The 25,038-nt window shown below is 63.3% G+C and carries 18 protein-coding genes and 1 pseudogene; 13 read left to right on the forward strand and 6 right to left on the reverse strand.

All coding sequences use genetic code 11. The features are described 5' to 3' along the window. Positions 1-14: 14 nt before the first annotated feature. The 7 genes and pseudogenes from urtC to BLV07_RS15730 all read left to right on the forward strand — a co-directional run bounded on the left by urtC (position 15) and on the right by BLV07_RS15730 (position 9,073). Positions 15-1,157, forward strand: a complete 1,143-nt coding sequence (urtC, locus tag BLV07_RS15700) for an urea ABC transporter permease subunit UrtC (protein WP_176945562.1) — start codon at positions 15-17, stop codon at positions 1,155-1,157. 64 nt (positions 1,158-1,221) lie between these two features. Beyond that, positions 1,222-1,977: an urea ABC transporter ATP-binding protein UrtD gene (gene urtD / locus BLV07_RS15705; RefSeq protein ID WP_091887116.1), complete on the forward strand. Its 756-nt coding sequence runs from the start codon at positions 1,222-1,224 to the stop codon at positions 1,975-1,977. A gap of 221 nt (positions 1,978-2,198) precedes the next feature. Then, on the forward strand, positions 2,199-2,888 hold the full coding sequence (gene urtE, locus BLV07_RS15710) for an urea ABC transporter ATP-binding subunit UrtE (RefSeq protein ID WP_091887118.1): 690 nt from the start codon (positions 2,199-2,201) through the stop codon (positions 2,886-2,888). A gap of 27 nt (positions 2,889-2,915) precedes the next feature. Further along, positions 2,916-4,145: a formamidase gene (gene fmdA, locus BLV07_RS15715; RefSeq protein WP_091887120.1), complete on the forward strand. Its 1,230-nt coding sequence runs from the start codon at positions 2,916-2,918 to the stop codon at positions 4,143-4,145. Between the two features lie 113 nt (positions 4,146-4,258). Further along, entirely contained in the window at positions 4,259-4,621 is a 363-nt protein-coding gene (locus tag BLV07_RS15720) for an FmdB family zinc ribbon protein (protein ID WP_091887122.1), read from the forward strand. A 40-nt stretch (positions 4,622-4,661) separates the two neighbouring features. Next, positions 4,662-5,702, forward strand: coding sequence for an aliphatic amidase (locus BLV07_RS15725; RefSeq protein ID WP_091887124.1), 1,041 nt, complete (start codon positions 4,662-4,664; stop codon positions 5,700-5,702). A gap of 355 nt (positions 5,703-6,057) precedes the next feature. Next, a pseudogene (locus tag BLV07_RS15730) lies at positions 6,058-9,073 on the forward strand (autotransporter outer membrane beta-barrel domain-containing protein). 193 nt (positions 9,074-9,266) lie between these two features. On the opposite strand, the gene BLV07_RS15735 reads toward BLV07_RS15730, so the two are convergent. The 4 genes from BLV07_RS15735 to BLV07_RS15750 form a co-directional block, all read right to left on the reverse strand. Continuing rightward, positions 9,267-10,085 (reverse strand): MlaD family protein, encoded by an 819-nt coding sequence (locus BLV07_RS15735; protein WP_091887125.1) that lies wholly within the window; start codon positions 10,083-10,085, stop codon positions 9,267-9,269. A gap of 162 nt (positions 10,086-10,247) precedes the next feature. Further along, entirely contained in the window at positions 10,248-12,467 is a 2,220-nt protein-coding gene (locus tag BLV07_RS15740) for an acetate--CoA ligase family protein (protein WP_091887127.1), read from the reverse strand. Between the two features lie 114 nt (positions 12,468-12,581). Beyond that, positions 12,582-13,151, reverse strand: a complete 570-nt coding sequence (locus tag BLV07_RS15745) for a class GN sortase (RefSeq protein ID WP_091887129.1) — start codon at positions 13,149-13,151, stop codon at positions 12,582-12,584. Between the two features lie 218 nt (positions 13,152-13,369). Continuing rightward, positions 13,370-15,631 carry a marine proteobacterial sortase target protein gene (locus tag BLV07_RS15750; protein ID WP_091887132.1) on the reverse strand — a complete coding sequence of 754 codons (2,262 nt, stop codon included), beginning with the start codon at positions 15,629-15,631 and terminating at the stop codon, positions 13,370-13,372. Between the two features lie 187 nt (positions 15,632-15,818). On the opposite strand from BLV07_RS15750, the gene BLV07_RS15755 reads away from it, so the two are divergent. Then, on the forward strand, positions 15,819-16,589 hold the full coding sequence (locus BLV07_RS15755) for a helix-turn-helix transcriptional regulator (RefSeq protein ID WP_091887134.1): 771 nt from the start codon (positions 15,819-15,821) through the stop codon (positions 16,587-16,589). A 49-nt stretch (positions 16,590-16,638) separates the two neighbouring features. Here the strand turns inward: BLV07_RS15755 and BLV07_RS15760 are convergent, their stop codons facing one another. Then, positions 16,639-17,862, reverse strand: coding sequence for an ABC transporter substrate-binding protein (locus BLV07_RS15760; RefSeq protein WP_091887136.1), 1,224 nt, complete (start codon positions 17,860-17,862; stop codon positions 16,639-16,641). Positions 17,863-17,937: 75 nt separating this feature from the next. Further along, positions 17,938-19,488, reverse strand: coding sequence for an acyl-CoA synthetase (locus BLV07_RS15765; protein WP_091887138.1), 1,551 nt, complete (start codon positions 19,486-19,488; stop codon positions 17,938-17,940). A gap of 267 nt (positions 19,489-19,755) precedes the next feature. Here BLV07_RS15765 and BLV07_RS15770 point away from each other — a divergent pair, with 267 nt between their 5' ends. The 5 genes from BLV07_RS15770 to BLV07_RS15790 all read left to right on the forward strand — a co-directional run bounded on the left by BLV07_RS15770 (position 19,756) and on the right by BLV07_RS15790 (position 25,008). Then, the gene (locus BLV07_RS15770) at positions 19,756-20,892 is read left to right on the forward strand and encodes an acyl-CoA dehydrogenase family protein (protein ID WP_091887140.1); all 1,137 of its coding nucleotides are present in this window, start codon (positions 19,756-19,758) and stop codon (positions 20,890-20,892) included. A gap of 133 nt (positions 20,893-21,025) precedes the next feature. Beyond that, positions 21,026-22,189 (forward strand): acyl-CoA dehydrogenase family protein, encoded by a 1,164-nt coding sequence (locus BLV07_RS15775; RefSeq protein WP_091887142.1) that lies wholly within the window; start codon positions 21,026-21,028, stop codon positions 22,187-22,189. Continuing rightward, positions 22,189-22,845: a glutathione S-transferase family protein gene (locus BLV07_RS15780; protein ID WP_091887144.1), complete on the forward strand. Its 657-nt coding sequence runs from the start codon at positions 22,189-22,191 to the stop codon at positions 22,843-22,845. Before BLV07_RS15775 ends, BLV07_RS15780 begins: the two co-directional genes overlap by 1 nt. A 273-nt stretch (positions 22,846-23,118) precedes the next feature. Continuing rightward, the gene (locus BLV07_RS15785) at positions 23,119-23,919 is read left to right on the forward strand and encodes a helix-turn-helix domain-containing protein (RefSeq protein WP_091887146.1); all 801 of its coding nucleotides are present in this window, start codon (positions 23,119-23,121) and stop codon (positions 23,917-23,919) included. A 222-nt stretch (positions 23,920-24,141) separates the two neighbouring features. Then, on the forward strand, positions 24,142-25,008 hold the full coding sequence (locus BLV07_RS15790; RefSeq protein WP_091887148.1) for a beta-keto acid cleavage family enzyme: 867 nt from the start codon (positions 24,142-24,144) through the stop codon (positions 25,006-25,008). Positions 25,009-25,038 lie beyond the last annotated feature (30 nt).

Raw genomic sequence — 25,038 nt, forward strand, 5'->3', positions numbered from 1 at the left:
GAAGCAGGCAAGTCATGATCATCAACTCACGCTTCTTCAATCGATCCGAGCTCATGGGCTTCATCGTTCTGGCCGCAATCCTGTTCGTGATCCTGCCGCTCTCGCTGGACGTATTCCGCCTCAATCTGGTCGCGAAGTATCTGACCTACGCCTTTGTCGCGCTCGGTCTCGTGCTGTGCTGGGGCTATGGCGGCATCTTAAGCCTGGGACAGGGCGTGTTCTTCGGCCTCGGCGGCTATTGCATGGCGATGTTCCTCAAGCTCGAGGCGTCCAGCGTCGAGAACACGAAAATCCAGTCGACGCCCGGCATCCCTGACTTCATGGACTGGAATCAGATCACGTCACTGCCGCTGTTCTGGCAGCCATTTCACAGCCTCACCTTCACCATCCTCGCCATCATCCTGGTCCCCGGTCTCTTCGCTCTGATCATCGGCACCGCCATGTTCAAGCGTCGCGTCGGCGGCACCTATTTCGCGATCATCACCCAGGCCGTCGCCGCCATCCTGACCATCCTGATCGTCGGGCAGCAGGGCTATACCGGCGGCATCAACGGCATGACCGACCTGCGCACACTCAAGGGCTGGGACATCCGGCCCGACCATGCCAAGGTCATCCTGTACTTCGTCGAGGTGGTGCTGCTGTTCGCCTGCATCGGCATCGCGCAGTTCATCCGCCTGACCAAGCTCGGCCGCATCCTGGTCGCGATGCGCGAGCAGGAGGACCGCGTCCGCTTCTCCGGCTACAGCGTCGCCAATTTCAAGATCTTTGCGTTCTGCATGGCCGCGGTCTTCGCCGCGATCGGCGGCGCCATGTTCGCGCTCAATGTCGGTTTCATGTCGCCGTCCTTCGTCGGCATCGTGCCGTCGATCGAGATGGTGATCTACACCGCGGTCGGCGGACGGATGTCGATCTTCGGCGCGATATGGGGCGCTATCCTGGTGAATTTTGCCAAGACCAGCCTGTCGGAATCCTTTCCGCAGCTCTGGCTGTTCGGCCTCGGTGCGTTGTTCATCGCGGTCGTGCTCGCCTTCCCGAACGGTCTGTCCGGGCTCTGGGCCGATTACGTGCAGCCGCGCATCGATCGGCTGTTCGCCTCGCGCAAGTCGAAGTCGGGCTGGAACGACAACTCGGTCGCCGACGGCGCACCGGCAGAGTGAGGAGGCCATCATGCTCATTAGACATCACGATGCCGATGCCACGCTGGCAGTGAGGAGATAGATCATGCTCATCGGTCATCAGCCCAAGGAATTCCTGCTCGCGGTCTCCGGATTGACCGTCTCGTTCGACGGGTTCAAGGCGGTCAACGATCTCTCCTTCTACGTCGAGGAGAACGAGATCCGCGTCATCATCGGTCCCAACGGCGCCGGCAAGACCACGGTGCTCGACCTGATCTGCGGCAAGACCAAGGCGACCTCGGGCTCCATTCAGTTTCGTGGCAAGGAGCTCACGAAAATGAAGGAGAACGAGATCGTGCAGACCGGCGTCGGTCGCAAATTCCAGACGCCGTCGGTGTTCGAGGATCTCACCGTCTTTGAGAATCTCGAGATCTCGTTTCCGCGCGGTCGCACCGTGTTCGGCTCGCTGACCTTTCAGCGTGACCAGCCGGTCAAGGAGCGGGTCGAGGAGGTCGCGGAGATGATCTTCCTCAAGGACAAGCTCGACACCTATGCCGACGAGCTCAGCCATGGCCAGAAGCAGTGGCTCGAGATCGGCATGCTGCTGATCCAGGACCCGGACCTCCTGATGCTCGACGAGCCCGTTGCCGGCATGAGCGTATCCGAGCGCACCAAGACTGCCGAGCTGCTCAACCGCATCATCAAGAACCGCTCGGTTCTGGTGATTGAGCACGACATGAAGTTCGTCGAGGACATCGCGCACAAGGTCACCGTGCTGCACCAGGGCCAGATCCTCTCGGAGGGCACCATGGAGAAGGTGAAGAACGATCCCAAAGTCGTCGAAGTCTATCTGGGGCACTGACGATGGCGAAAACCAGCGAGTCCGCAGCGGCATTGACGGTGCACCTCTCCCCTTGTGGGAGAGGTCGGATCGCGGAAGCGATCCGGGTGAGGGGTATCTCTCCGCGCATCAAACTGCCTCTCGAATCCGCTGATGCATACCCCTCATCCGTCGCGGGCTTCGCCCGCGCCACCTTCTCCCACAAGGAGAGAAGGAAGGCATACCGAGCTTAGGAGCCAACGATGCTGGCAATTTCCGATCTTCACGTCGCCTACGGCCAGAGCGAGGTGCTGCACGGGCTCAACGTCAAGGTCGCGCCCAACGAGATCGTGGCGATCATGGGCCGCAACGGCATGGGCAAGACCACGCTGATGAAGTCGCTGATGGGCATCCTGCCTGCGAAAAGCGGTTCGGTGACCATGGACGGTGCCGAGCTCGGCGGCCTCAAGAGCTACGAGCGCGTCGCCATGGGACTCGCCTATGTGCCGCAGGGCCGCATGATCTTCTCAACCATGACGGTGAAGGAGAACATCGAGACCGGTCTCGTCGTCTCCGGTAGATCCGAGGTGCCTGAAGACATCTACGAACTGTTTCCGGTGCTGCTGGAGATGAGAGGCCGCCGCGGCGGCAATCTCTCCGGCGGCCAGCAGCAGCAGCTCGCGATCGCCCGCGCGCTCGCGACCAAGCCGAAGGTTCTGCTGCTAGATGAGCCCACCGAAGGCATCCAGCCGTCGATCATCAAGGACATGGCGCGCACCCTCAAGCGGATCCGCGACGAGAAGGGGCTCTCGATCGTCGTGTCCGAGCAGGTCCTGAGCTTCGCGCTCGATATCGCCGATCGGGTGCTGGTGATCGAAAACGGCGAGATCGTGCGCGACGACCCGCGCGACGCCGTCGATGCCGCGCAGGTCTCGAAATATCTGTCCGTCTAACCAACCGTGTAAAAGGGGAGCATCTCGATGCCAGAGACACTGATCAAGGTCGATCTCACCAAGTCGGCCTATGAAAACGACATGGTGCACAATCGCTGGCACCCGGACATCCCGATCGTGGCCTGGGTCAATCCCGGCGACGATTTCATCATCGAGACCTATGACTGGACCGGCGGCTTCATCAAGAACAATGATTCCGCCGACGACGTGCGCGACATCGATCTGTCGATCGTGCACTTCCTCTCCGGTCCGATCGGCGTCAAGGGCGCCGAGCCTGGCGACCTGCTGGTGGTTGACTTACTCGATGTCGGTCCGCTCAAGGAGAGCATGTGGGGCTTCAACGGCTTCTTCTCCAAACAGAATGGCGGCGGTTTCCTCACCGACCATTTTCCGCTGGCGCAGAAGTCGATCTGGGACATCAAAGGCCTCTACACCTCGTCGCGCCACGTGCCCGGCGTGAATTTCGCCGGCCTCATTCATCCCGGCCTGATCGGCTGTCTGCCGGATCCGAAGATGCTGGATATGTGGAACAAGCGCGAGGCCGAACTGATCTCGACCAACCCGACCCGAGTGCCGGGCCTTGCCAATCCGCCGTTCGCACCGACCGCCCATGGCGGCCGCGCCAAGGGCGACGTGAAGGCCAAGATCGGTGCGGAAGGCGCGCGCACCGTGCCGCCGCGCGAGCACGGCGGCAATTGCGACATCAAGGATCTGTCGCGCGGCTCGAAGATCTACTTCCCGGTCTACGTGCCCGGGGCCGGTCTCTCGATGGGCGATCTGCACTTCAGCCAGGGTGACGGCGAGATCACCTTCTGCGGCGCCATCGAGATGGCTGGTTGGCTGCATCTGAGGGTCGAGGTGATCAAGGACGGCATGGCGAAATACGGCATCAAGAATCCAATCTTCAAGCCGTCGCCGATCACGCCGAACTACAAGGACTATCTCATTTTCGAAGGCATCTCGGTCGATGAAGCCGGCAAGCAGCACTATCTCGACGTCCACATCGCCTACCGCCAGGCCTGCCTCAACGCGATCGAGTACCTGAAGAAGTTCGGCTATTCCGGCGCGCAGGCCTACTCGATCCTCGGCACTGCGCCGTGCCAGGGCCACATCTCCGGCGTGGTCGACGTGCCCAACGCCTGCGCCACGCTGTGGCTGCCGACGGAGATCTTCGACTTCGACGTGATGCCGTCGGCGGTGGGCCCAATCAAGCATATCACAGGCGATATCCAGATGCCGATCTCGCCGGACAAGTGACATTGCGCTCCCTCTCCCCGTTCTTGCGGGGAGAGGGTTGGGGTGAGGGGCTGTCTCCGCTCGAGCGGTGGCAGCGAGCTGTGTTGAACAGACAATGGCGTGGGGATGATGCGATGCCGGTCTATGAATATCTCTGTGACGATTGCGGTCCGTTCAAGGACCTCAGGCCGATGGCGGCATGCGACGATCCGCAAAGCTGTCCGCACTGCGAGACCATGGCGCCGCGCGTGATCCTGACCGCACCGAATTTCTTCTGCATGCCGGCGGAGAAGCGCAAGGCGCATGCCGTCAACGAGCGCAGCACGCATGCGCCGCAGACGCTGGCGCAATTCAAGGCTGCGCACGGTCCCGGCTGCGGCTGCTGCTCCACGGGCAAGACGACGTCAGACAAGAAAAAGCCCGCGCGTCTGATAACCAAGACCAAGAGCGGCGCCAAGGGCTTTCCCACCGCACGGCCCTGGATGATCAGCCACTAACTCACGCGCCAATCTCCAACAGAGCAGAGGAGCAATTCAAATGCTTCACGGTGACATTTCCAGCAGCAACGACACCGTCGGCGTCGCAGTGGTCAACTACAAGATGCCCCGCCTGCACACCAAGGCCGAGGTGCTCGACAATGCCCGCAAGATCGCCGACATGATCGTCGGCATGAAGCTCGGTCTGCCCGGCATGGATCTGGTGATCTTCCCCGAATACTCCACCCAGGGCATCATGTACGACTCCAAGGAGATGTATGAGACTGCCTCCGTGGTGCCCGGTGAAGAAACCGCGATCTTCGCCGAGGCCTGCCGCAAGGCGAAAGTGTGGGGCGTGTTCTCGCTCACAGGCGAACGCCACGAGGAGCATCCGCACAAGGCGCCCTACAACACCTTGATCCTGATGAACGACAAGGGCGAGATCGTGCAGAAATATCGCAAGATCATGCCGTGGGTGCCGATCGAGGGCTGGTATCCCGGCAATTGCACCTATGTCTCCGACGGACCTAAGGGCCTGAAGGTCAGCCTGATCATCTGCGACGACGGCAACTATCCGGAGATCTGGCGCGACTGCGCCATGAAGGGCGCCGAATTGATCGTGCGTTGCCAGGGCTACATGTATCCGGCCAAGGAGCAGCAGGTCATGATCTCCAAGGCGATGGCCTGGGCCAACAATGTCTATGTCGCGGTCGCCAACGCGGCCGGCTTCGACGGTGTCTATTCCTATTTCGGTCACTCCGCGATCATCGGCTTCGACGGGCGTACACTCGGCGAGTGCGGCGAGGAGGAGTACGGCATCCAGTATGCCCAGCTCTCGAAACATTTGATCCGCGATGCGCGCCGCAACGGTCAGTCGCAGAACCATCTCTACAAGCTGGTCCACCGCGGCTACACCGGCATGATCAACTCCGGCGATAGCCCGCGCGGCGTCGCGGCCTGTCCTTATGATTTCTACAAGAACTGGATCGCCGATCCCGAAGGCACGCGCGACATGGTCGAGGCGATGACACGCTCGACGCCGGGGACCGAGGAGTGCCCGATCGACGGCATCCCGAATGAAGCTGCGGCGTCCAACTACTAGCCATTGGCGGCAGAACAGGTTGAGCGGAGCTTGATGCCGGGATGATCAGCCATTGATGTGAATGGCCATCCATAGGCGTCGACGTTCTGACATGTCTGCGCATGCGCGGAATGGGAATAGCGCCCGGCAAAACCGTGGCGCGGTTGCCACATGGACCGTTGAATCGGCCCAAGTTGCGGTCCCGTTGGCGGATTCTCGATGCCCCGTAGTTCTACCTGCCATCCTCATGGCCTAAGTTCTACGCGGCGCCGCTGGGGAGCGCGCGGGTGCGGGGAAGAGCGTGGGGGCTTGGTTGCCATCGAGTGGGCAGGGTTGCTCGCGCCGGAGCACCGCGGCCATTCGCGCGGTGTTCTGGGTGAGCCTTACCTTGGGCGCGACTGTCGCGACGAGCCCCGCCGGCGCCCAGCAATTCTTCAACGGATCGCAGACCACGCCGAACGGTGCCGTCAATGGCGGCGGCGGCGTCTGGGACGCAACCACCACCAATTGGACGGACTCCTCCGGTTCGATCAGCACCGCTTACGATCCGTCGTCATCGTCTGGCACCGTGTTCGGCAGCGGGGGTCCCTCGACGCCGGCAACAGGCGGCACGGTGACGGTCACGCCAGGCGGCGTACAGCTCACGAGCCAAGTGGTCTTCGACCTCACTGCCGACGGTTCGATTTATACGATCCAGGGTGGCGACCTCAGGCTGGCCCCTGGCGGCACGACGTTCTTCACCAACGATGTCACCGGCACCGGCGATCCCTCGGCCGCGATCGCGTCTCGCATCACTGGCAGCGGCGGCATCTCCGTGCAGGGACCCGGCTTCCTGGCGTTGCTCGGCGCCAACACCTATACCGGCGGCACTTTCATCTGCAACTGCGGCTCATTGCAGCTTGGCGACGCGACCCATACGGCCAGCATTGTCGGCGCCGTCACCAACGAGGGCCTCTTCAGAATCGTCAACGCCGACATGTCGAGCGTCACATCGTTGGTGAACGACTTCTCGGGCCTGACGATGTTCCTCAACGCGACCTCCGCCAGCTCGATGGTGATCACCAACAGCGGCCAAGTGTATTTCGGCGATCCGGCCGGGGGCGGGACCGACACCGCGACGGCCGGGCGGGCGACCATCGTCAATGACGGCGGCCTGACCGGCTTCTTTGCCCGGAGCAATGCAGGCACGGCCAGCATCACCAACCGGAATGGCGGCGGCGCGGCGTTCCTCGAACAGTCCTCGGCCGGCTCGGCCACCATCGTGAACAATGATCTCAGCGGAACCGTGTTTGGTACGCTGAGCGGGTCCGACACCGCGACCGCGGGCAACGCGACGATCACCAACGAATCCGGCGGCCGGACCAATTTCAGCGCGTTCACCACGGCCGGCAATGCCACCATCATCACCAAGGACGGCGGCAAGACCGAGTTCTTCGACAACTCCACCGGTGGCAACGCACGCTTCATCACCACCGGGACAGGCATTGTCGATTTCGGGGTCAGCGTTGGCCCGAACAGCGACGGCCGCATCACGGCTGGTTCGATCGAAGGCAGCGGCTTTTACTACATCGGCGGCGGCAACACCCTCGTCGTCGGAGGCAACAACCGCTCGACCGAAGTCAGCGGTGTCATCGGCGATTTCGATCCTTGTGGTTGCGGTCCCGCCGGCCCGGGTTCGCTGGAGAAGGTCGGCAGCGGAACGCTGATCCTCTCCGGCACGAATACCTACACCGGGACCACCACGGTGAATGGCGGCATCCTGCGGGTCGATGGCGATATCTCCCAATCGAGCCTGACGACAGTGAATGCGGGCGGTGCGCTGTTCGGCGCAGGAATCGTCGGCAACACCACCATCGCTGCCGGTGGCATCTATGCGCCCGGTGATGGTGGCCCGGGCTCGCGCATGCTGGTTCTGGGTGACCTTGCTTTCCAGTCCGGTGCGGTTTACCTCGTGCAGACCGGCAGCGGAGCCAGTGCGAGCTTTGCCAATGTTCTCGGCAACGTCACCCTGAATGGCACCGTTGGCGTCTCGCTGCATGCCGGCAGCACTGTAGTGCCGCAGTATAAGATCATGCAGTTCTCCGGCGGTGCCACCGGCAACTTTGCCGGGGTCGCCGCTCCCGGCGGCCTGCTTGGTACGACGACGATCGATCCCGCTGGCGTCGTCTATCTCAATTTTCACACTGGACTATGGCGCGAAGTACGCTCTCAACGTCAACCAGAAGAACGTCGCCACGACGCTTCAGAATTTCTTCAACAGCAATGGCTTCCTGCAAGCCGAATTCGCGGGTCTCGGCCCCAATGGCTTGACGCAGGCCTCCGGCGAGCCGGCGACGGGATCGCAGCAGACGACATTCAACGCGATGAACCTGTTCCTCGGTCTGCTGACCGATGTCTACGGCTCGGGACGCAGTGGCACTTCAGGTGCGACGCCATATGCCGATGACGCGAGCGCAAATGCTCATGCCGCGGCCGGCAAGTCCCCGCGTGACAAGAGCGCGCGCGACGCGTTCGCGTCGATCTACCGCAAGGCACCGGTCGCGACTTTCGAGCAGCGCTGGGACGTGTGGGCGGCCGGCTACGGCGGCTCGCAGACCACCGACGGCAAAGCCGGCCTCGGCTCGAACAACACCACCAGCAGCGTCTACGGCACGGCCGTCGGTCTCGACTACCGTTTCTCGCCGTCGACCGTCGCCGGCTTCGCGCTTGCCGGCGGCGGCACCAGCTTCGGCGTCAACGGCCTCGGCTGGGGCCGCTCCGATCTGTTCCAGGCCGGTGCCTTTGTTCGTCACACCTCCGGACCGGCCTATATCACGGCTGCGCTGGCCTATGGCTGGCAGGATGTCACCATCAATCGCGTCGTCACCGCGGCCGGGGTCGACCAGCTGCGCGCCCAGTTCAATGCCAACGCGTTTTCGGGCCGCATCGAGGGTGGCTATCGCCACGCGATATCATGGATCGGCCTCACGCCTTATGCGGCGCTCGAGGCCACCATGTTCAGCCTTCCGAGCTATTCAGAGTTCGCTGTGGTCGGCAGCAACCTCTTCGCTCTCAACTATGCCGCCAAGGACGTGACCAGCACCCGCACTGAGCTCGGCCTGCGCGCGGACAAATCCTTTGCCGCAGCCGGCGGTTTGATGACCCTGCGCGGCCGCGTCGCCTGGGCACATGATTACAATCCGGATCGCACCATCGGCGCGGTGTTCCAGACGCTGCCGGGAACGGCGTTTGTCGTGAACGGCGCCGCGCAGGCGCGCGATTCCGCGCTGACCACGGCGTCGGTACAGATGAACTGGATGAACGGTTGGTCCGCGTCGGCGACGTTCGAGGGCGAGTTCTCGAACGTCACCCGCTACTACGCCGGCAAGGGCGTCGTCCGTTACGCGTGGTAGGTTCTGCCTATAGGCCACGGTGGGACTGCCATCCTCCCTGGAGGGGGAGGATCGGTTCGCATGTAGCGGAGCGCAATGCGAACCGAGGTGGGGTGACAGTCTCTCCGTATTTTTCACTGCCCGAGTTGAGAGATCACCCCACCCCGCTCGCGCTGCGCGCGATCGACCCTCCCCCTCCAGGAGAGGGTAAGCATCACCGCTGCTGCTCTGGCCTGCGCGGCGGTCGCGGCGCCACGGGCGTTCCCGCCATCTTGTTGGCGGTCTCGCTGATATCGAGCAGCGAGCGGCGGATGTCCTCGAGGTACCCCGCCGATTTCTTCTTCATGGTGTCGGCGAGCTCGTGCAGCCCCTGTATCTTCTCGAACAGCTCGTCGGCCTTGCCATTGACGAAGCCGGGCACCACGCCCTCGATCTTCGTGACCGCTTTGTCGAAGCCCGCGAAGGCGCTGTCGACCTTGGCCATGACGGAGTCGATTTCGCCGCCCTTGCTCCTGAGATCGGCAGTATGGTTCTCGAATGTGCGCAGGCCCTCCTTGATCGCAGGGGCGTTGCTCACGATCGTACGGTCGACACTGTGCAGAGTCTCCACGATGGACTCGGCGTCGCTGAGATCGGCGGTCAGTACGGGAATGCCGTCCGAGTCCAGCGGCACCGGCGGCGCGGAGGGAGCACCCCCGATCAGCGAGATCGCGGCAACGCCCGTGAGACCCTGGAACTCAATGCCTGCGACGGTGTCCTTGCGGATCGGTGCGGTGTTGTCGAGCATCACGAGCGCCACGATCCTGCGGGGACTGTCCAGCTTGATCGACAGGATCTGGCCCGCAGGCACGCCGTCGAAATTGACCGGCCCGCCGCGACGCAGTCCGCTGGCGGAGCCGCCTTCGAACACCACGCGCAACTGGCTGCGGCTTTGGATGGTGCGCCATTTCTGCACGCCGAGCAGGCCGCCGAATGCCACGGCGATCACCGCCAGCGTCGCCGTTCCGATCACAAGATTGCTCGCGCGTGCCATGCAGGGGCGATTTTACGGCCAAAGCGGGGAAGTTGGAAGAAGCCGGGATGGCTTCGGTCGCATGTTAGGTAGGGCGGGTTAGCGAAGCGTAACCCGCCACTGCTCTGCGCGTCTATCGCGAACAATGGCTGATCACGCTGCGCCAATCCGTCCTACGGACCGTCAATGCCCGGCCGCGCGCTTTGCCGCAGCGTTATTCAGGACAATGAGGGCATCGACGGCCACGCCCGTCCTGGTGTTGATCAGGAACGGGTTGATGTCGATCGAGGCGATCCGGTCGCCGGCATCTGCGATCAGGCTGGAGAGTCCGACGAGCGCCTTCACCGCGGAGGTCTCATGCAGCGCCGGCCTGCCGCGATAGCCACGCACCTTGATCCCGGCCTTGGTGCGGCCGATCAGCAGCCGCGCCTCGGCCTCATCAAGCGGCGCGCCGGCGAGTGCGATGTCCTTCATCAGTTCGATATCGATGCCGCCGGTGCCGAACAGCACGACCGGTCCCATCTCGGCATCGAGCGAAGCGCCGACCACGAGCTCGAGCTCGGCCTTGACCTGTTGCGCGATCAGGATGCCGTCGAGCCTCGGCTTGCCCTTCAGCTTCGCCACCCGCGCGGTGATGTCGGCGAACGCCTTCTTCACCTCGGCGGCATTGTTGAGGTTCAGCACCACGCCGCCGATGTCGGATTTGTGCAGGATCTCGGCGCTGACGACTTTCGCGACAACCGGGAAACCGATCTGCTTGGCGATCTTCGCGGCTTCCGTCGCCGTCTGCGCAATTGCCTCCTTCGAGATCGGGATGCCATATGCCTTCAGAAGCTTCTTGGAGGCAACCTCGTCGAGCGCCGCGCCGTTCGCCGATTTTAGCGTCTTCTCCAGCACGGCACGTGCGGCCGGCTTCGAGCGTGAGGCGATGTCCGGCACTTCCTTGCGCAGCTTCGCATAGTCGAGCAGCGACTTGATCGCGGTCACCGCGCGGTCCATACCCTGCATGACTGCCAGATGCGGTAGCGACTTGCGTAAGGATTTAGTGAATTCGGTGAAGCCGATCGACATCGCGCTGATATAGATCACGGGCTTTGCGGCCCTGCTCGCCATCTCGTTGACGATGCGCAAATTGCGCTCGCGCAGCTCATGCGACGCCTTCGGCAGCTCGGCGTCGATGATGACGACGTCGATATCGGGATCGTCGATCATCAGCTTGATCGACTTCATATAGACCGAGGGATCCACCACGGCGGCAAAGCCTGCGTCGAGCGGATTGCCGACGATCGATCCGGGGCCGAGCATCTTTGCCAGCTCCGAGCTGACATGCGGGCTCAGCGGTGCGAAGTTCAGGCCCGCGGCATAGAAAGCGTCGATCAGCATGCCGCGCTTGCCGCCGGAGAGCGTAACTGCGGCGAGCCGGTCGCCTCTGGGTGCCACGGCGTGGACGAAGCACTCGGTGCTCTCGATCAGCTCGTCAAGCCCACCGACCCGAATGACGCCTTCGCGCGTTGCAACGGCGTCGAACGTCTCGATCGATCCGGCGAGCGCGCCGGTATGCGCCATCGCCGCAGCGCGGCCGCCCTCGGACGAGCCGAGCTTGAGCGCGATCACGGGCTTGCTCGCGGCGCGCGCCGCCTTGCAGGCATCGCGGAAGGCTTTGGTGTTGCGCACGCCTTCGAGATAGACGACGATCACCTTGATGCTCGGGTCCTCGGCGAAATAGCGCATCAGATCCGGCGTCTCCAGCCCGGTCTCGTTGCCGGTCGTCACCATGTAGCCGACGCCGACGCCCCGATCTTCCAGCGCCTGGCGAATCGCCATCACGATGGCGCCGGATTGTCCGGCAATCGCCACCGCCCCCTGCTCCATGGTGACGACACGGTCGTCGATGTTGGTGAAGAGTTTTTCGCCGGCGCTCAGATTGCCGAGACAGTTCGGCCCCGTGACCGCAAGCCCCGTCTCGCGCACGGCGGCCTGCAATTCGGCGGCGAGCTTCTGGCTCTCCTCATCCTGCAACTCGCTGAAGCCCGAGGTGACGATGGTGGCCGAACGTGCGCCGGCCGCAGCGGCATCGCGGATCACCTGCACCGCAGAGCGTGCCGGCACCAGCACCAGGACGTGATCGGGCCTTTCGGGGAGGCTGGCAAAGTCCTTGTAGCAGGGGACGCCCCAGATGGTGTCGCGCCTGGCGTTGACGGGATAGAGTCCGCCCTCGTAGCCGTACTTGATCAGATTGTTCCAGATGCGCTCGGCATAGTTGCCGGGCTTGTCGGTCGCGCCCACCAGCACGATGTTGCGCGGGTGCAGCATGGCATGGATGCTCTTGACCACGTCGCTGGCGTCAGGTGGCGGAGACCATGGGCGCGGAGAGAGGGATGCAGCGGATACGCGAGCTTCCATGGCGTGACCTCACCTGTTGTTCTTCTTGGTGGCGCGTCACTCTGTTCTATGGCGAGTTCTTCGCAGTAGCAACCACATGGTATGCCGCGTGATGGAATGAGCGATGCATCGCCGTCATTCATCAGCTCCAATCAGGACGCCATGCAGGACATAACGCTCAGGGCCGGACGTAACGGCGTCGAACGGCCAGCAGGTCGCGAGCACGAGCTCGAAATCCTGTGTCGCGGGATCGATGCCCGATGCGTCGAAACGGACGACGGCCGAAGAATCCGCGCGATAGCGGAAATGCTTGCCGTCGCGGCGGGTGATTTCGATCACGTCTCCGATGGCAATATTCCGCAAGAAGCGGAAATGCGTATCGCGATGGGCGGCATAGACGGCAACGCCGCGTTCACCGGCATCGGCCGTCCGCTCGACATGGCCGGGTCCGAAAGCGAGCGCCTGACCGCTCGAGCCCTCCAGCACGATCGCGCTGGCGCCGATCCGCTTCACCTCGATCCGCGCAACCGGCCAGGTATCGGCCCATGACCATGGTTTGACCAGCTCTCCCGTCGCGACGCTTCGATCGAACGCACGCTCCAGCAGCACCTGGGCGAGCCAGGCCTTGGCGTGGATGTAGGCACCGTCGCCAAACAGGATGAGGCCGATCAGCGCCAGAGCCAAGGGAGAGATGAAGCGGGGCATTGTGTTTCGTTTCCCGTCATTGCGAGCCACCGGGTCCGCGCGAAGCGCGGCCCGATGACAGGCTCCGCGAAGCGATCCAGACCGTCTTCGGAGCGGTAGTCTGGATTGCTTCGTCGCTTCGCTCCTCGCAATGACGATCCAAAAAAAGGCGCGCGCGGCCGTTGGTATGGGACGGGCAGCCGCGCGCGCTAACAGAGGAGTTCGGGGTGGCTCCTCTCTCAAGCGGCATCAGTGAGCAAGGGCTGACGCCGGTTGAACACGAACAGGATCAGGGCGAGCACGATCAGGATCAGGCCCGCGATCATCTTCAGCTCGGCCGAGGTTGCGGTCTTGGGCAGACGGATCGCATCGGGCGCAGCAGGTGTCGGCCGCCTCGCCGCCGGCTGATTGCGCGCATCAGCATGGCGCTCGCGCAGCTGTGCCGGCAATTGCTGTCGTTCGCCAAACACCTTCTCGAAATCCCAGCCGGCGGGCAGGTTGATCGGCAATTCGCTTAGCTTGAGCGGCTCGCCTTCGGGGCGGCTCGGCGTCTTGTCGACCGCGACCAGGCTGGTCAGCCGCGTGACGATCTGATGGTCGAGCGCCAGCGCCAGGATCGCCTTGTCGGATTCTTCTGGCGTCATCTCGCGCAGGGTGCGCGCAACTTCGGCATCGCCGATCTTGCGCCTGGCCCAGAGTTTTGACAGGCCCTTGCCTTCGGCGGCATTTTGTAGCGGCAGCGTCACCGACCACGGGCGATCGCCGACGCGGCCCTTGATCTCGAGCGAGCCCGCGAGCTTGTCGAGTTTTGCCGCCAGCACCAAGGGCTCGTCGCGGTAGACGTCGGGAATGATCGCCGGGGTGACATCGGCCTTGGCCTCCGAGAATTTTGCGCTGAGACCGGTCACGGCCGGATTTTCCAGCTTGGCGAACAGGCCGCGCATGCGCTCCTCCACCTGCTCGACGGAGCCGATATGGGTGAAGGCGCCGCGGCCGAGCTCGGAAGCGCGCGTCATCAGATAGGTGTTGGGCGCGGAGCCGATGCCGACCATGAAGACGCGCGATCGCCCGCGCATCGCCGTGATGGTTTCGAACAATTGCTGCTCATTGCCGATCGCGCCGTCGGTCAGGAACACGACCTGGCGAACCATGCTGGTGTCGGCGAGCTTGTCGGTCAGCGCCGCGCGCATCGCCGGAACCATCTCGGTGCCGCCGCGCGCCTGCAAGGCGCTGACGAAGGAGGTGGCTTCACCGACATGGGCGGCATCCGCCGGCACGGAAGCCGGAAACAGCACGTCCATGGTGTCGTCGAAGCGGATCACGTTGAAACGGTCGGTCGGCTGGAGGCGAGAGAGCGCGTAAGTCAGGCTGGCCTTGGCCTGAACGATCGACGTGCCGCCCATCGATCCCGAATTGTCGATCACGAATACGACCTCGCGCGGCAGCGGCTTCTGCATCGCCTGTTCGGCGCTGGGCGGGGTAACGAAGGCGAGCAGGTAATCGGCATCGCCGACATGCTCGCGGAACAGGCCGACCGATGGCGCCTTCGCTGCGGCCGGCTTCCAGGTCAATTCGAAATCGCGATCGGCCGGTACGGCACCCTCGGTGAGTGTGACGACGCGCGTTGTGTTGTCCGGGCTCTCGACCTTGACGTTGTGGTGGTGGCTCTTGACCTCGCCGAGCGCAAAGCCGGACTTCAGGCGCACCGTGATGCTGGTCGGATTGACCGGCGCATTCTTGGCAGGATCCAGCACGGGAGGCGAGATACGGTCACGGTCCGGAACCGGGTCGGAATGGGTCGCGCCCCAGCCCGAGCCGTCGTTGCGGAAGTCGACACTCTGCACGATCGGCGCCGGACTGTAGCGCGGTCCGACCACCAGCGGCAGGCGCAGCGAATATTCGTTGCCGGATTGATGCACCGGCTCCTGGTATTCGATCTGCACCAGCACGGTTTCGCCGGGACCGACATTGGCAACCGAGTTGGTGAAGATGTTCGGCCGTTCCTGCTCGGTGAGCGCGGCCTTCTGCCCGCCGCGGCGCGCCTCTTCATAGATCACGCGGGCCTGCTGCCGCTCCTTGATGTCGCCGACGATGACACGGTCGCCGACCACCATCTTCAGCGTATCCACGGCGCCGCCGGTCGCGAGCGGATAGACATAGGTTGCCTCGACCCAGTCCTTGGTCGGGTTGCGGAAGACCTGCGTGACCCGGGCGCGCAGCGTCGGGCCGGACACTGTGACGTCGATGTCGATGCCGAGGCGGATTGCTTCGGTGGTGGCGCCGTCGCCTTTCAGGAGCAGGCTCCCGGACCTGGCATCGCCGGGCTGGAGCAGGCTTGCTTGCTCCGTCGTTGCCGACCAACTCGTCCCGAAGCTGACGAGCAGGGCCACGAAAGCCATCAGCATCACCGCGATGCCCTGCGCGAGAAGAAACAATCCGAGCTTGATCAGCCGGTTCAACATGGGGTGATCGTCGTGGTCGGCTGTGCCGTAGATATCCATCTGGCCTGCTCCCGGAGGACGTTTGCTGGCTCTCAGCATCCGCCGGGAGGGCCTGATTTCGCGAGCAGAATGATCGGCAATGTTCCGCCGCGACCGGCCCGGGCTCACCGCCGCCGGGGCGGTCATGTGCGGTTTTGTGCTGGTTTGTCCGCCCTGCTAGAATGGCACTTCCAAGGCAGGGTCGACGATGCAGACGCAGGATAAATTCACCGACAAGCAGCTTTCGGACGAGCAGAGCCGCGAGATCGCGGAGACCATTCGCGAGGAGCTCGCCAGACGCCGGATCTCCCGCCAGGCGCTGGCCGAGCAGGCCAAGCTCAGCCTGTCGACGCTGGAGAAGGTGCTCGGCGGCCGGCGGCCGTTCACACTGGCGACGACGATCCGGCTGGAGCAGGCACTGGGCGTCTCCTTGCGCAGAAGTGCCGTCGTGGTGACGCCGCCGGCCACAAACGATGTCGCGCCCGACAGCCTCGGCTCTTATGCGCATCGCGCGGTGACCTGGCTCGAGGACGTCTACGTCACCCTGCGGCCGTCGTTCGGCGACAAGGACGCGATCTTCGCCTATCGCACCGAGATCGTCTGGGAGCCGAAAGTCTCTTCGCTGGTCTTTCGTGAGGGCGATCGCACCGATGCCGCCTATGAACATACCGGCGAGGTCGCCGTTCCCCACCAGTCCGGCTTCATCTACCTCGTCATCATCAAGCACGGCCAGCACCGCGTGATCACGGTGTCACGGCCGACCGTCGCCGGTGAGATGTACGGCATCATCTCGACGCTCCGCGCCGGCCCTGGCTCGCAGCTCACGCCGATCGCGGCGCCAATTGCCTACGTGCCGCTCAAAAACGTTCCGAAGCCGTCTTTGGGGCGGGTCGGGCCCGATGACGCCAGCCATGCTTTGTATCGAAAGCATCTGCGCCGAACGGTGGAGGAGCCCTTTGCGCTCTTCCTGCCGGGATAGCGGCCTCTTCGGGCCGCTATCTTGCTTGGGCATGTTGCGCGGATGCGGTCTAGCCGCCCGTTTCCGCGCTGATGATGTCGCCGAACAATTCCCACTGACCAGCCTTGAACCGGATCATCTTGAGCTGCTCGATCGGCACGAAATCGTTGGCGCCGGTGTTGATCTTGATGCCGGGGATCAGCGTATCCGGCGCAAAGCCCTTCAGGCTGGCAGCCTGCTTCATCACGTTCTCCCGCGTCAGCACGTCCCCGCACTGCTTCAGCGTCTGGACCAGGGTCTGCGCGGCGGCGTAGCCGTAGACGAGATTGGTGTCGGAGATGTTGGCGCCGGGCATGTACTTGTAGATGAAGGCCATGAACTTCTTCATGCCCTCGTCGTCCTTCCATTGCGGGTCGGACGCGTCCTTCAAATAGGTCGCCGACAGCACGCCTTCCGAAGCATCGAGGCCGGCGGGCTTCATCACCGCACCGATCGAGATCGACACGTCGGTCATGACATGCATCGGCTTCCATTCGAGCTCGGCGATCTTCTTGATCGCCTGCGCCGCGAATTTCGGCGTCGAGATGTTGACGAGGACATTGGCGCCGGTGCCCTTCAGCTTGACGATGTGGGAATCGATCGACGGCTCGGTGGTCTCGTAGCTCTCTTCCGCCACGATCAGCGAAGAGGCTTTCTCGCCAAAGATCTCCTTGATGCCGGCGACGTAGTCTTTGCCGAAATCGTCATTGGCATAGAAGATCGCGACCTTGGCATCGGGCTTCGCCTGCAAGATGTACTTGGCGAAGATCCGTGCCTCGACTCGATAGCTCGGCTGGAAGCCCATGGTCCAGGGAAAACCCTTCGGGTCGTTCCACTTGCTGGCACCGGTGGCGAGGAACAGCTGCGGCACCTTCTTGGCGTTGTGATATTTCTGCACGGCGGTCTGGGTCGGGGTGCCCAGCGCGTTGAAGACCAGGAACACCTCATCGCTCTCGATCAGCTTGCGGACCTGCTCGACGGTCTTGGGCGGCGAATAGCCGTCATCATAGGAGATCCAGTTGATCTTGCGGCCGTTGATGCCGCCCTGGTCGTTGATCATCTTGAAATAGGCTTCCTCGGTCTTGCCGATGATGCCGTAGGCGGAAGCCGGGCCGGAATAGGCTTCGACATTGCCGATCTTGATCTCGGTGTCGCTGGCGCCGGTGTCGTATTTCTTTTGCGCGTAGGCGCCTTGTATTGAGAGCAATGTCAGCGCCGTTGCCACGGCGAGCAGGGCGAGTTTCTTGTTATTCATGGCAATTTCCTTGGGGTTTCTTGTGGGTTGGAGCAGGCACTTCGAAAAGAAAAAGCGCCCGCGAGGGCGCTTCGGTCAGGCACTGGCGACTTTGTTGTCGACTTCGGAAGCCACCGAGAACTCCTTGCGCAAGGTCGGCTTGTGGATCTTGCCGGTGGCGTTGCGTGGTAGCGCATCGACGAAGCGGATCTGGCGCGGGCATTTGAAGCGCGCGAGGTTGGCCGCGCAATGCGCGAACACATCAGCCTCGGTCAGCTTCTGGCCCGGCTTGACCGCAACGATGGCAAGGCCGACTTCGCCCCATTGCGGATCGGGAATGCCGATCACGGCGGCTTCCGCGATGGCGTCGAGCTGATGCAGGACGTTCTCGACCTCGGCCGGATAGACATTCTCGCCGCCGGAAATGTACATGTCCTTCCAGCGGTCGACGATGTAGTAAAAACCTTCCTCGTCGACGCGTGTGGCATCGCCCGTATGGAGCCAGCCGTCGGTGAATGAGGTCTTGTTGGCCTCGGGCCTGTTCCAGTAGCCCGGCGTGATGTTCGGGCCCTTGACCCAGAGCTCGCCGAGCTCGCCTATATCGGCATCGCTACCGTCGGGCCGCACGATGCGTACCTCCGTATGTAGCACCGGCTTGCCGGCGGAGCCAGCCTTGCGCGCAGCGTCCTCGCGATCGAGCACCAGCACGGCCGGCGAGGTCTCGGTCATGCCGTAGCCCTGCTGAAGCGCGACGCCGCGCGCTTCCCAGACTTTCAGCAGCGGCACCGGCATCGGTGCGCCCCCGACACCGCCGACGATCAGCCGGCTGAGATCGGTGATCACGAAGGCCGGGTGCTGCGCCATGAATTGATAGATCGCGGGCACGCCGAAGAACACGTTGATGCCCTGCGCGGGGTCGTTGATCAGGCCGAGCGCCGTGCCGGGATCGAAGGTGCGCATGATCATCACGGTGCCGCCGGCATGCAGCACCGGATTGGTGTAGCAATTCAGCCCGCCGGTGTGGAACAGCGGCAGCACGGTGAGCAGAACCGAGGCCGGCCCGATGCAGGCGGGGCCGCCGAGATTGACGCAATTCCAGAAGGTCATGCCATGGGTGATGGTCGCGCCCTTCGGATGTCCGGTCGTGCCCGACGTGTACATGATGGTCGAGACGTCATCGAGCGTGACTTCTTCGGCGCGGTCGAGCGGTTTGGCGGCGGCGATGCCGGCCTCATAGGATCGGCCGGGTCCGAGCAGCAGGCTGGTCGCGACCCCGCAAAGCTTCGCCACGCTCAGCGCCGTCTCGGCCAGGTCGGCGTCGTGGATCATCACCTTCGGCGCGCAATCGCCGGTGATGAACTGGAGCTCGGGAACGGTGAGGCGGGTGTTCAGCGGCACGAAGATGGCACCTAACCGCCCGCAGGCGAACTGTACCTCCAGCGTATCGGTCGTGTTCAGCGCCAGCACCGCAACGCGGTCGCCGCGCGAGACGTTCAGCGTGTGGTGCAGGAATGAGGCGAGGCGCGAGACGCGGGCATCGAGCTGCGAATAGGTGAAGCGGCGCTCGCTCGCGAGGTCGATGACCGCAACCTTGCCAGGCGTGCGCCGGCCATGATGAGCGATCCAGTCGTAGTAACGAACGGCCAAAAATCCCTCCCTCGGCGGTCTTGCGCCGCTGTATTACTTATTGCCATGCACCAGGCCGGCGTGGCCTTGGTGGGCCAGCCGGAGTTTTGTGCACCATCTTTTTTGATCCGGAGTTGGCCTGCGAGGAGCGAAAATCGTCTTGCGTTCAGTTGCTGGGCTTACGGCTTCACGCGGAACTGGCCTGTCCGGCCAGCCACTTGGCGCAAGTGAAACCAACAAAGTTCCGTCCATGGTGGCCGAGACGAATCCGTACGAGGCGAGAGTGCCATGAAGAGCCCGTTCTATACCGCCGAGCACGATGCCTTCCGCGAAATGATGCGCCGCTTCGTCGAGAAGGAGATCACGCCCTTCGCTCATGAGTGGGACGAGGCTGGTGAATTCCCGCGCGCGCTCTATCGCAAGGCGGCCGCGATCGGCCTGTTGGGGCTGGGATTCCCTGAGGAATATGGCGGTATCGCCGCCGACCAGTTCATGAAAATCGTGGCGAGCCAGGAGCTCGCACAGGCCGGCGCCGGCGGTGTCAGCGCCAGCCTGATGAGCCACACCATCGGCTCGCCGCCGATCGCCCGCGCGGCCCGCCCCGAGGTGAGGGCACGCGTGCTGCCGCAGGTGCTATCAGGCGAAAAGATTTCCGCCCTCGCGATCACCGAGCCGGGCGGCGGCTCCGATGTCGCGAACCTGCGCACCCGAGCGCGGCGCGACGGCGATCACTACGTCGTGAGCGGCGAGAAGACCTTCATCACCTCAGGGATGCGTGCCGATTATCTGACCGTTGCAGTGCGTACCGGCGGCGAGGGCGCCGGCGGCGTCAGCCTGCTCCTGATCGAAGGCAACACGCCCGGCCTGTCGCGCACCAAGCTGAAGAAGATGGGCTGGTGGGCCTCCGATACCGCGACGCTACATTTCGACGCGTGCCGCGTGCCCGCCGAGAATCTGATCGGCGAGGAAGGTCAGGGCTTCAAGATCATCATGCAGAACTTCAACAGCGAGCGCATGGGCATGGCCGCGAGCTGCACCGCCTTCGCCCGCGTCTGTCTCGATGAGGCGATCGCCTACGCCAAGGAGCGCAAGACGTTCGGCAAGCCGCTGGCCCAGCATCAGGTGATCCGCCACAAGATCGTCGACATGGCGCAGAAGGTCGCGGCTTCGCAAGCGATGCTGGAGATGCTGGCCTGGCGGCTGGAGCAGGGCGAAAGCCCGGTCGCTGAAATCTGCATGATGAAGAATCAGGCGACGCAGACCATGGCATTCTGCGCCTCGGAAGCCGTGCAAATCTTCGGCGGCGCCGGCTTCATGCGTGGCATCAAGGCCGAGCGCATCTACCGCGAGGTCAAGGTCAACGCCATCGGCGGTGGTACCGAGGAGATCATGAAGGATTTGGCATCGAGGCAGATGGGGTTGTGAAAGTCTCCTCCGTCATGCCCGGGCTTGTCCCGGGCATCCACGTTCTTGCTGCCGGGTGACGAAGGCGTGGATGGCCGGGACAAGCCCGGCCATGACGAGCACATCAGAGATACCGAGAGCTGAGCTGACAAAAATGCTGTTCACCGCAGACCACGACGACATCCGTCGGTCCTTGCAGAAATTCATCGCCAACGAGATCAACCCTCACGTCGATGACTGGGAGAAGGCCGACATCTTCCCGGCGCATGAGCTGTTCAAGAAGATGGGCAGCCTCGGCTTCCTCGGCCTGAACAAGCCCGTGGAGTTCGGCGGCTCCGGCCTCGATTATTCCTATGCGCTGATGATGGCGGAGGAGCTCGGGGCCATCACCTGCGGCGGCGTGTCGATGGCGATCGGGGTGCAGACCGACATGGCGACGCCAGCGCTGGCGCGGTTCGGCTCGGACGAGGTGCGGCGCGAGTTTCTGGCGCCGTCGATCGCCGGCGACTATGTCGCCTGCATCGGCGTCTCCGAACCCGGCGCCGGGTCGGACGTGGCTTCGATCAAGACCAATGCGCGTTCCGACGGCGACGATTACGTCATCAATGGCGGCAAGATGTGGATCACCAACGGCACCCAGGCCGACTGGATCTGCTTGCTCGCCAACACCGGCGAGGGGCCCGTTCACCGCAACAAGTCGCTGATCTGCGTGCCCATGAAGAGCAAAGGCGTCACCGTCGCGCGAAAACTCGACAAGATGGGCATGCGCTCGTCGGACACCGCGCAGATCTTCTTCGACAATGTCCGCGTGCCCAAGCGCAACCGGATCGGCGAGGAGGGCACAGGCTTTACCTACCAGATGATCCAGTTCCAGGAGGAGCGGCTGTGGGGCGCGGCCGCCTGCCTCAAGGCGCATGAATACATCATCGATCAGACCATCGAATACACCCGCAACCGAAAGGCGTTCGGGAAGTCGATCCTCGACAATCAGGTCGTGCACTTCAAGCTGGCGGAGATGCAGACCGAGGTCGAGCTGCTGCGCGCGCTGATCTATCGGGCCGCGGAGCAGCTGGTCGCCGGCGAGGACGTGACGCGGCTTGCGACCATGGCCAAGCTGAAGGCCGGGCGACTTGGCCGGGAGCTCACCGACGCCTGCTTGCAATATTGGGGTGGAATGGGCTTTACCAACGAGACGCCGGTCAGCCGCGCCTATCGCGACAGCCGCCTGACCTCGATCGGCGGCGGCGCCGACGAGGTCATGCTGATGGTCCTGTGTAAGATGATGGGCACGCTGCCCGGCAGCAAAGGAAGTGCTTGATGATCACGCTCTATCACTGCGACGCTGCGCGCTCGTTCCGTCCGCTTTGGATGCTGGAGGAGATGGGGCTGCCTTATGAATTGAAGATGCTGCCGTTCCCGCCGCGGGTGTTCGCCAAGGACTATCTCGGCATCAATCCGCTCGGCACTATCCCCTTTTTGATCGACGGCGAGACGCGGATGACTGAGTCCTCCGGCATCTGCCACTATCTCGGCATCAAATATGGTCCGACGCCGCTGATGGTCGGATCTGAGGATCCCGCCTATGGCGCGTTCCTGAACTGGATGTATTTCAGCGACGCCACGTTAACCTTCCCACAGACGCTGGTGCTCAGATACACCCAGCTCGAGCCGGAGGAGCGCCGCAATCCGCAGGTCGCCGGCGACTATGCGAAATGGTTCTTGGGACGCTTGCGCGCCGTCGAGGCAGCCACCGCAAATGCCGAAACCTTGTGCGCCGGCCGCTTCACAGCCGCTGACATTGTCATCGGTTATGCGCTCCGCCTCGCCGACAACATTGGGCTGGCCAAGGATTTTGGGCCAAATGTCGCAGCCTATTGGGCGCGCTTGCAGCAGCGTGACGGCTTCAAGCGCGCCGTTGCTGCGGAGCAAAAGGCCGGCTCCGAGCAGAACGTCGCGCCCAGGGTGCGGGCGTAGTTGTCGTCCCGGCGAAGGCCGGGACCCATACTCCCAGAAACATGTTTTGCGAAGATTGGTCGTTCGGGATTGATATCGCCTACATCGATAGACCTCGCGGTATGGGTCCCGGCCTCCGCCGGGACGACCAAGAGTTCCGGGTCTTTCTTTGCCCTCCGGGAACGCCGATCTTTGCGCGTCAATGACAGCGCTATCTCACCGTGACAGCGCTCAAATTTCCGCTAAGGTGACCTCCGTCCGCAGCGGCCAGAGAGCCGCGCGAGGAGGATCCCCATGGAAGATAAAGGTCGCGAATCCGACCATTTGATGCTGATCACGCCGGAGCGGGTATTCTATGCCGGCCTGCTCGGACGCCCCCGCAAACGGACCCCCGGCTGTTGCCACGTCTATGTGGCGGTGAAGGGCAATCTGCATCTGACGATCGACGATGTCCTCGCCACCGGCGAACTGTTCGTCACCCTGCCGAACCAGCGGCATTCCATCGCCAGCGACTATCGCACTGCAATCAGCGTGACGCTCGAACCCGAGAGCATGCCGGACGGCGTGCTGGAGGCCTTGGCCCAGCGGCTGACCGGACCGGACAGTGCCGTCTATGCCCGCAAGATCCTCGCCGCCTATGCGCTGCTGCGTCAGCGCCGCTACGGTGACATTACCACCGCCGAGTTCGACGAGATGTGTTTTGGCGAGGCGTTGCCGCGCCGCGTGCTCGACCCACGCGTCACGCGTGCCGTCGCGCGCATCGAGCGCTTCTCCGGCGAGCCGGTCACGGCCGATACCTGTGCGGCCGAGGCGGGCCTCTCGGCCTCGCGCTTCCTGCATTTGTTCAAGGAAGAGACGGGCATCTCGTTCCGGTCTTTCCGCGCCTGGAAGCGCGCGCGGCATTTGCTGCACTTCGCCAACCAGGACCTCAATCTCGCCCACCTCGCGCAGGACATCGGCTATCCCGATTCCACCCACTTCAGCCACTCGATCCGCCGCTTCTACGGCTTGAAGCCGCGCGCGATCTTCGTCGGCTCGCGCGATCTTGCGATCTATCGCAGCACCGAGACGGTGCGGCTCGCGGAGGCTTCGTAGGGTGGGTTAGCGCCGCTCTCGTAGGGTGGGCAAAGCGAAGCGTGCCCACCATCGTCACCAAACACCGAGATGTGGTGGGCACGGCGCAAAGCGCCTTTGCCCACCCTACGATAGCTCGTCCTTAGCTAGCTTCTCCGCGCAAGAAGCTGCATGCCGCCCATCACATGATCGCAAGTGTTGAATTCTCAACATGCGAGACATCCAAGTCATGAGCGTCAAGGCATGAGCGACAAGGCCGTCATCACCTGCGCGCTGAACGGCGTGCTCACCGATCCGAAGCAGCACAACGTGCCTGTGACGCCCGAAGAGATGGCGCGCGAGGCCAAGGCTGCGTTCGATGCCGGCGCGTCCATCATGCACATCCATCTGCGCCAGCAGGCGCCGAACAAGGGACATCTTCCGTCCTGGGAGGTCAGCGTCAGCAAGGAGATCCAGCAGGCGATCCGCGAGGCCTGTCCGGGCGTGATCATCAACCACACCTCGGGGGTGTCAGGGCCGAACTACTCAGGCGCGCTCGACTGCATCCGTGAGACGAAGCCGGAGATCGCAGCCTGCAATGCCGGCTCGCTGAACTATCTGAAGGTCAAGGCCGACAACACCTGGGCCTGGCCGCCGATGATGTTCGACAACGCGGTCGAGAAGGTGAAGGACTATCTCGACGTCATGAACGCGGTCGGCACCATCCCCGAGTTCGAATGCTTCGACGTCGGCATCGTCCGCTGCGTCGGGATGTATCACCAGGTCGGCATGTACAAGGGGCCACTCGAATATAACTTCGTGATGGGCGTCGCCTCGGGCATGCCTGCTGATCCCGAGCTGCTGCCGATCCTGATCAAGCTGAAGCGGCCCGAAGCGAATTTTCAGGTCACCGCCATCGGCCGCGAAGAGATCTGGCCGCTGCATCAGCGCTGCGCCGAGCTCGGCGGTCATCTGCGTACCGGGCTGGAGGACACCTTCTATCTCGCCGACGGCAAGAAGGTGACGTCGAACGGCCAGCTGATCGAAGCGGTCGCCGCCTGCGCCCGCCGTGCCGGCCGCGAGATCGCAAGCCCCGCCGAGGCGCGGAAGATCTTTGGGACGAATCGGTAAGGTATCGCCTCACGGTCATTGCGAGCGCAG

The sequence above is a fragment of the Bradyrhizobium sp. Rc2d genome, from assembly GCF_900099855.1.
Classification (GTDB): domain Bacteria; phylum Pseudomonadota; class Alphaproteobacteria; order Rhizobiales; family Xanthobacteraceae; genus Bradyrhizobium.

What these genes read in the sequence shown, in the direction of transcription:
- urtC (WP_176945562.1), top strand. Translation starts at nt 15, where the DNA reads ATGATCATCAACTCACGCTTCTTCAATCGATCCGAGCTCATGGGCTTC.
- urtD (WP_091887116.1), top strand. Translation starts at nt 1,222, where the DNA reads ATGCTCATCGGTCATCAGCCCAAGGAATTCCTGCTCGCGGTCTCCGGA.
- urtE (WP_091887118.1), top strand. Translation starts at nt 2,199, where the DNA reads ATGCTGGCAATTTCCGATCTTCACGTCGCCTACGGCCAGAGCGAGGTG.
- fmdA (WP_091887120.1), top strand. Translation starts at nt 2,916, where the DNA reads ATGCCAGAGACACTGATCAAGGTCGATCTCACCAAGTCGGCCTATGAA.
- BLV07_RS15720 (WP_091887122.1), top strand. Translation starts at nt 4,259, where the DNA reads ATGCCGGTCTATGAATATCTCTGTGACGATTGCGGTCCGTTCAAGGAC.
- BLV07_RS15725 (WP_091887124.1), top strand. Translation starts at nt 4,662, where the DNA reads ATGCTTCACGGTGACATTTCCAGCAGCAACGACACCGTCGGCGTCGCA.
- BLV07_RS15735 (WP_091887125.1), bottom strand. Translation starts at nt 10,085, where the DNA reads ATGGCACGCGCGAGCAATCTTGTGATCGGAACGGCGACGCTGGCGGTG.
- BLV07_RS15740 (WP_091887127.1), bottom strand. Translation starts at nt 12,467, where the DNA reads ATGGAAGCTCGCGTATCCGCTGCATCCCTCTCTCCGCGCCCATGGTCT.
- BLV07_RS15745 (WP_091887129.1), bottom strand. Translation starts at nt 13,151, where the DNA reads ATGCCCCGCTTCATCTCTCCCTTGGCTCTGGCGCTGATCGGCCTCATC.
- BLV07_RS15750 (WP_091887132.1), bottom strand. Translation starts at nt 15,631, where the DNA reads ATGGATATCTACGGCACAGCCGACCACGACGATCACCCCATGTTGAAC.
- BLV07_RS15755 (WP_091887134.1), top strand. Translation starts at nt 15,819, where the DNA reads ATGCAGACGCAGGATAAATTCACCGACAAGCAGCTTTCGGACGAGCAG.
- BLV07_RS15760 (WP_091887136.1), bottom strand. Translation starts at nt 17,862, where the DNA reads ATGAATAACAAGAAACTCGCCCTGCTCGCCGTGGCAACGGCGCTGACA.
- BLV07_RS15770 (WP_091887140.1), top strand. Translation starts at nt 19,756, where the DNA reads ATGAAGAGCCCGTTCTATACCGCCGAGCACGATGCCTTCCGCGAAATG.
- BLV07_RS15775 (WP_091887142.1), top strand. Translation starts at nt 21,026, where the DNA reads ATGCTGTTCACCGCAGACCACGACGACATCCGTCGGTCCTTGCAGAAA.
- BLV07_RS15780 (WP_091887144.1), top strand. Translation starts at nt 22,189, where the DNA reads ATGATCACGCTCTATCACTGCGACGCTGCGCGCTCGTTCCGTCCGCTT.
- BLV07_RS15785 (WP_091887146.1), top strand. Translation starts at nt 23,119, where the DNA reads ATGGAAGATAAAGGTCGCGAATCCGACCATTTGATGCTGATCACGCCG.
- BLV07_RS15790 (WP_091887148.1), top strand. Translation starts at nt 24,142, where the DNA reads ATGAGCGACAAGGCCGTCATCACCTGCGCGCTGAACGGCGTGCTCACC.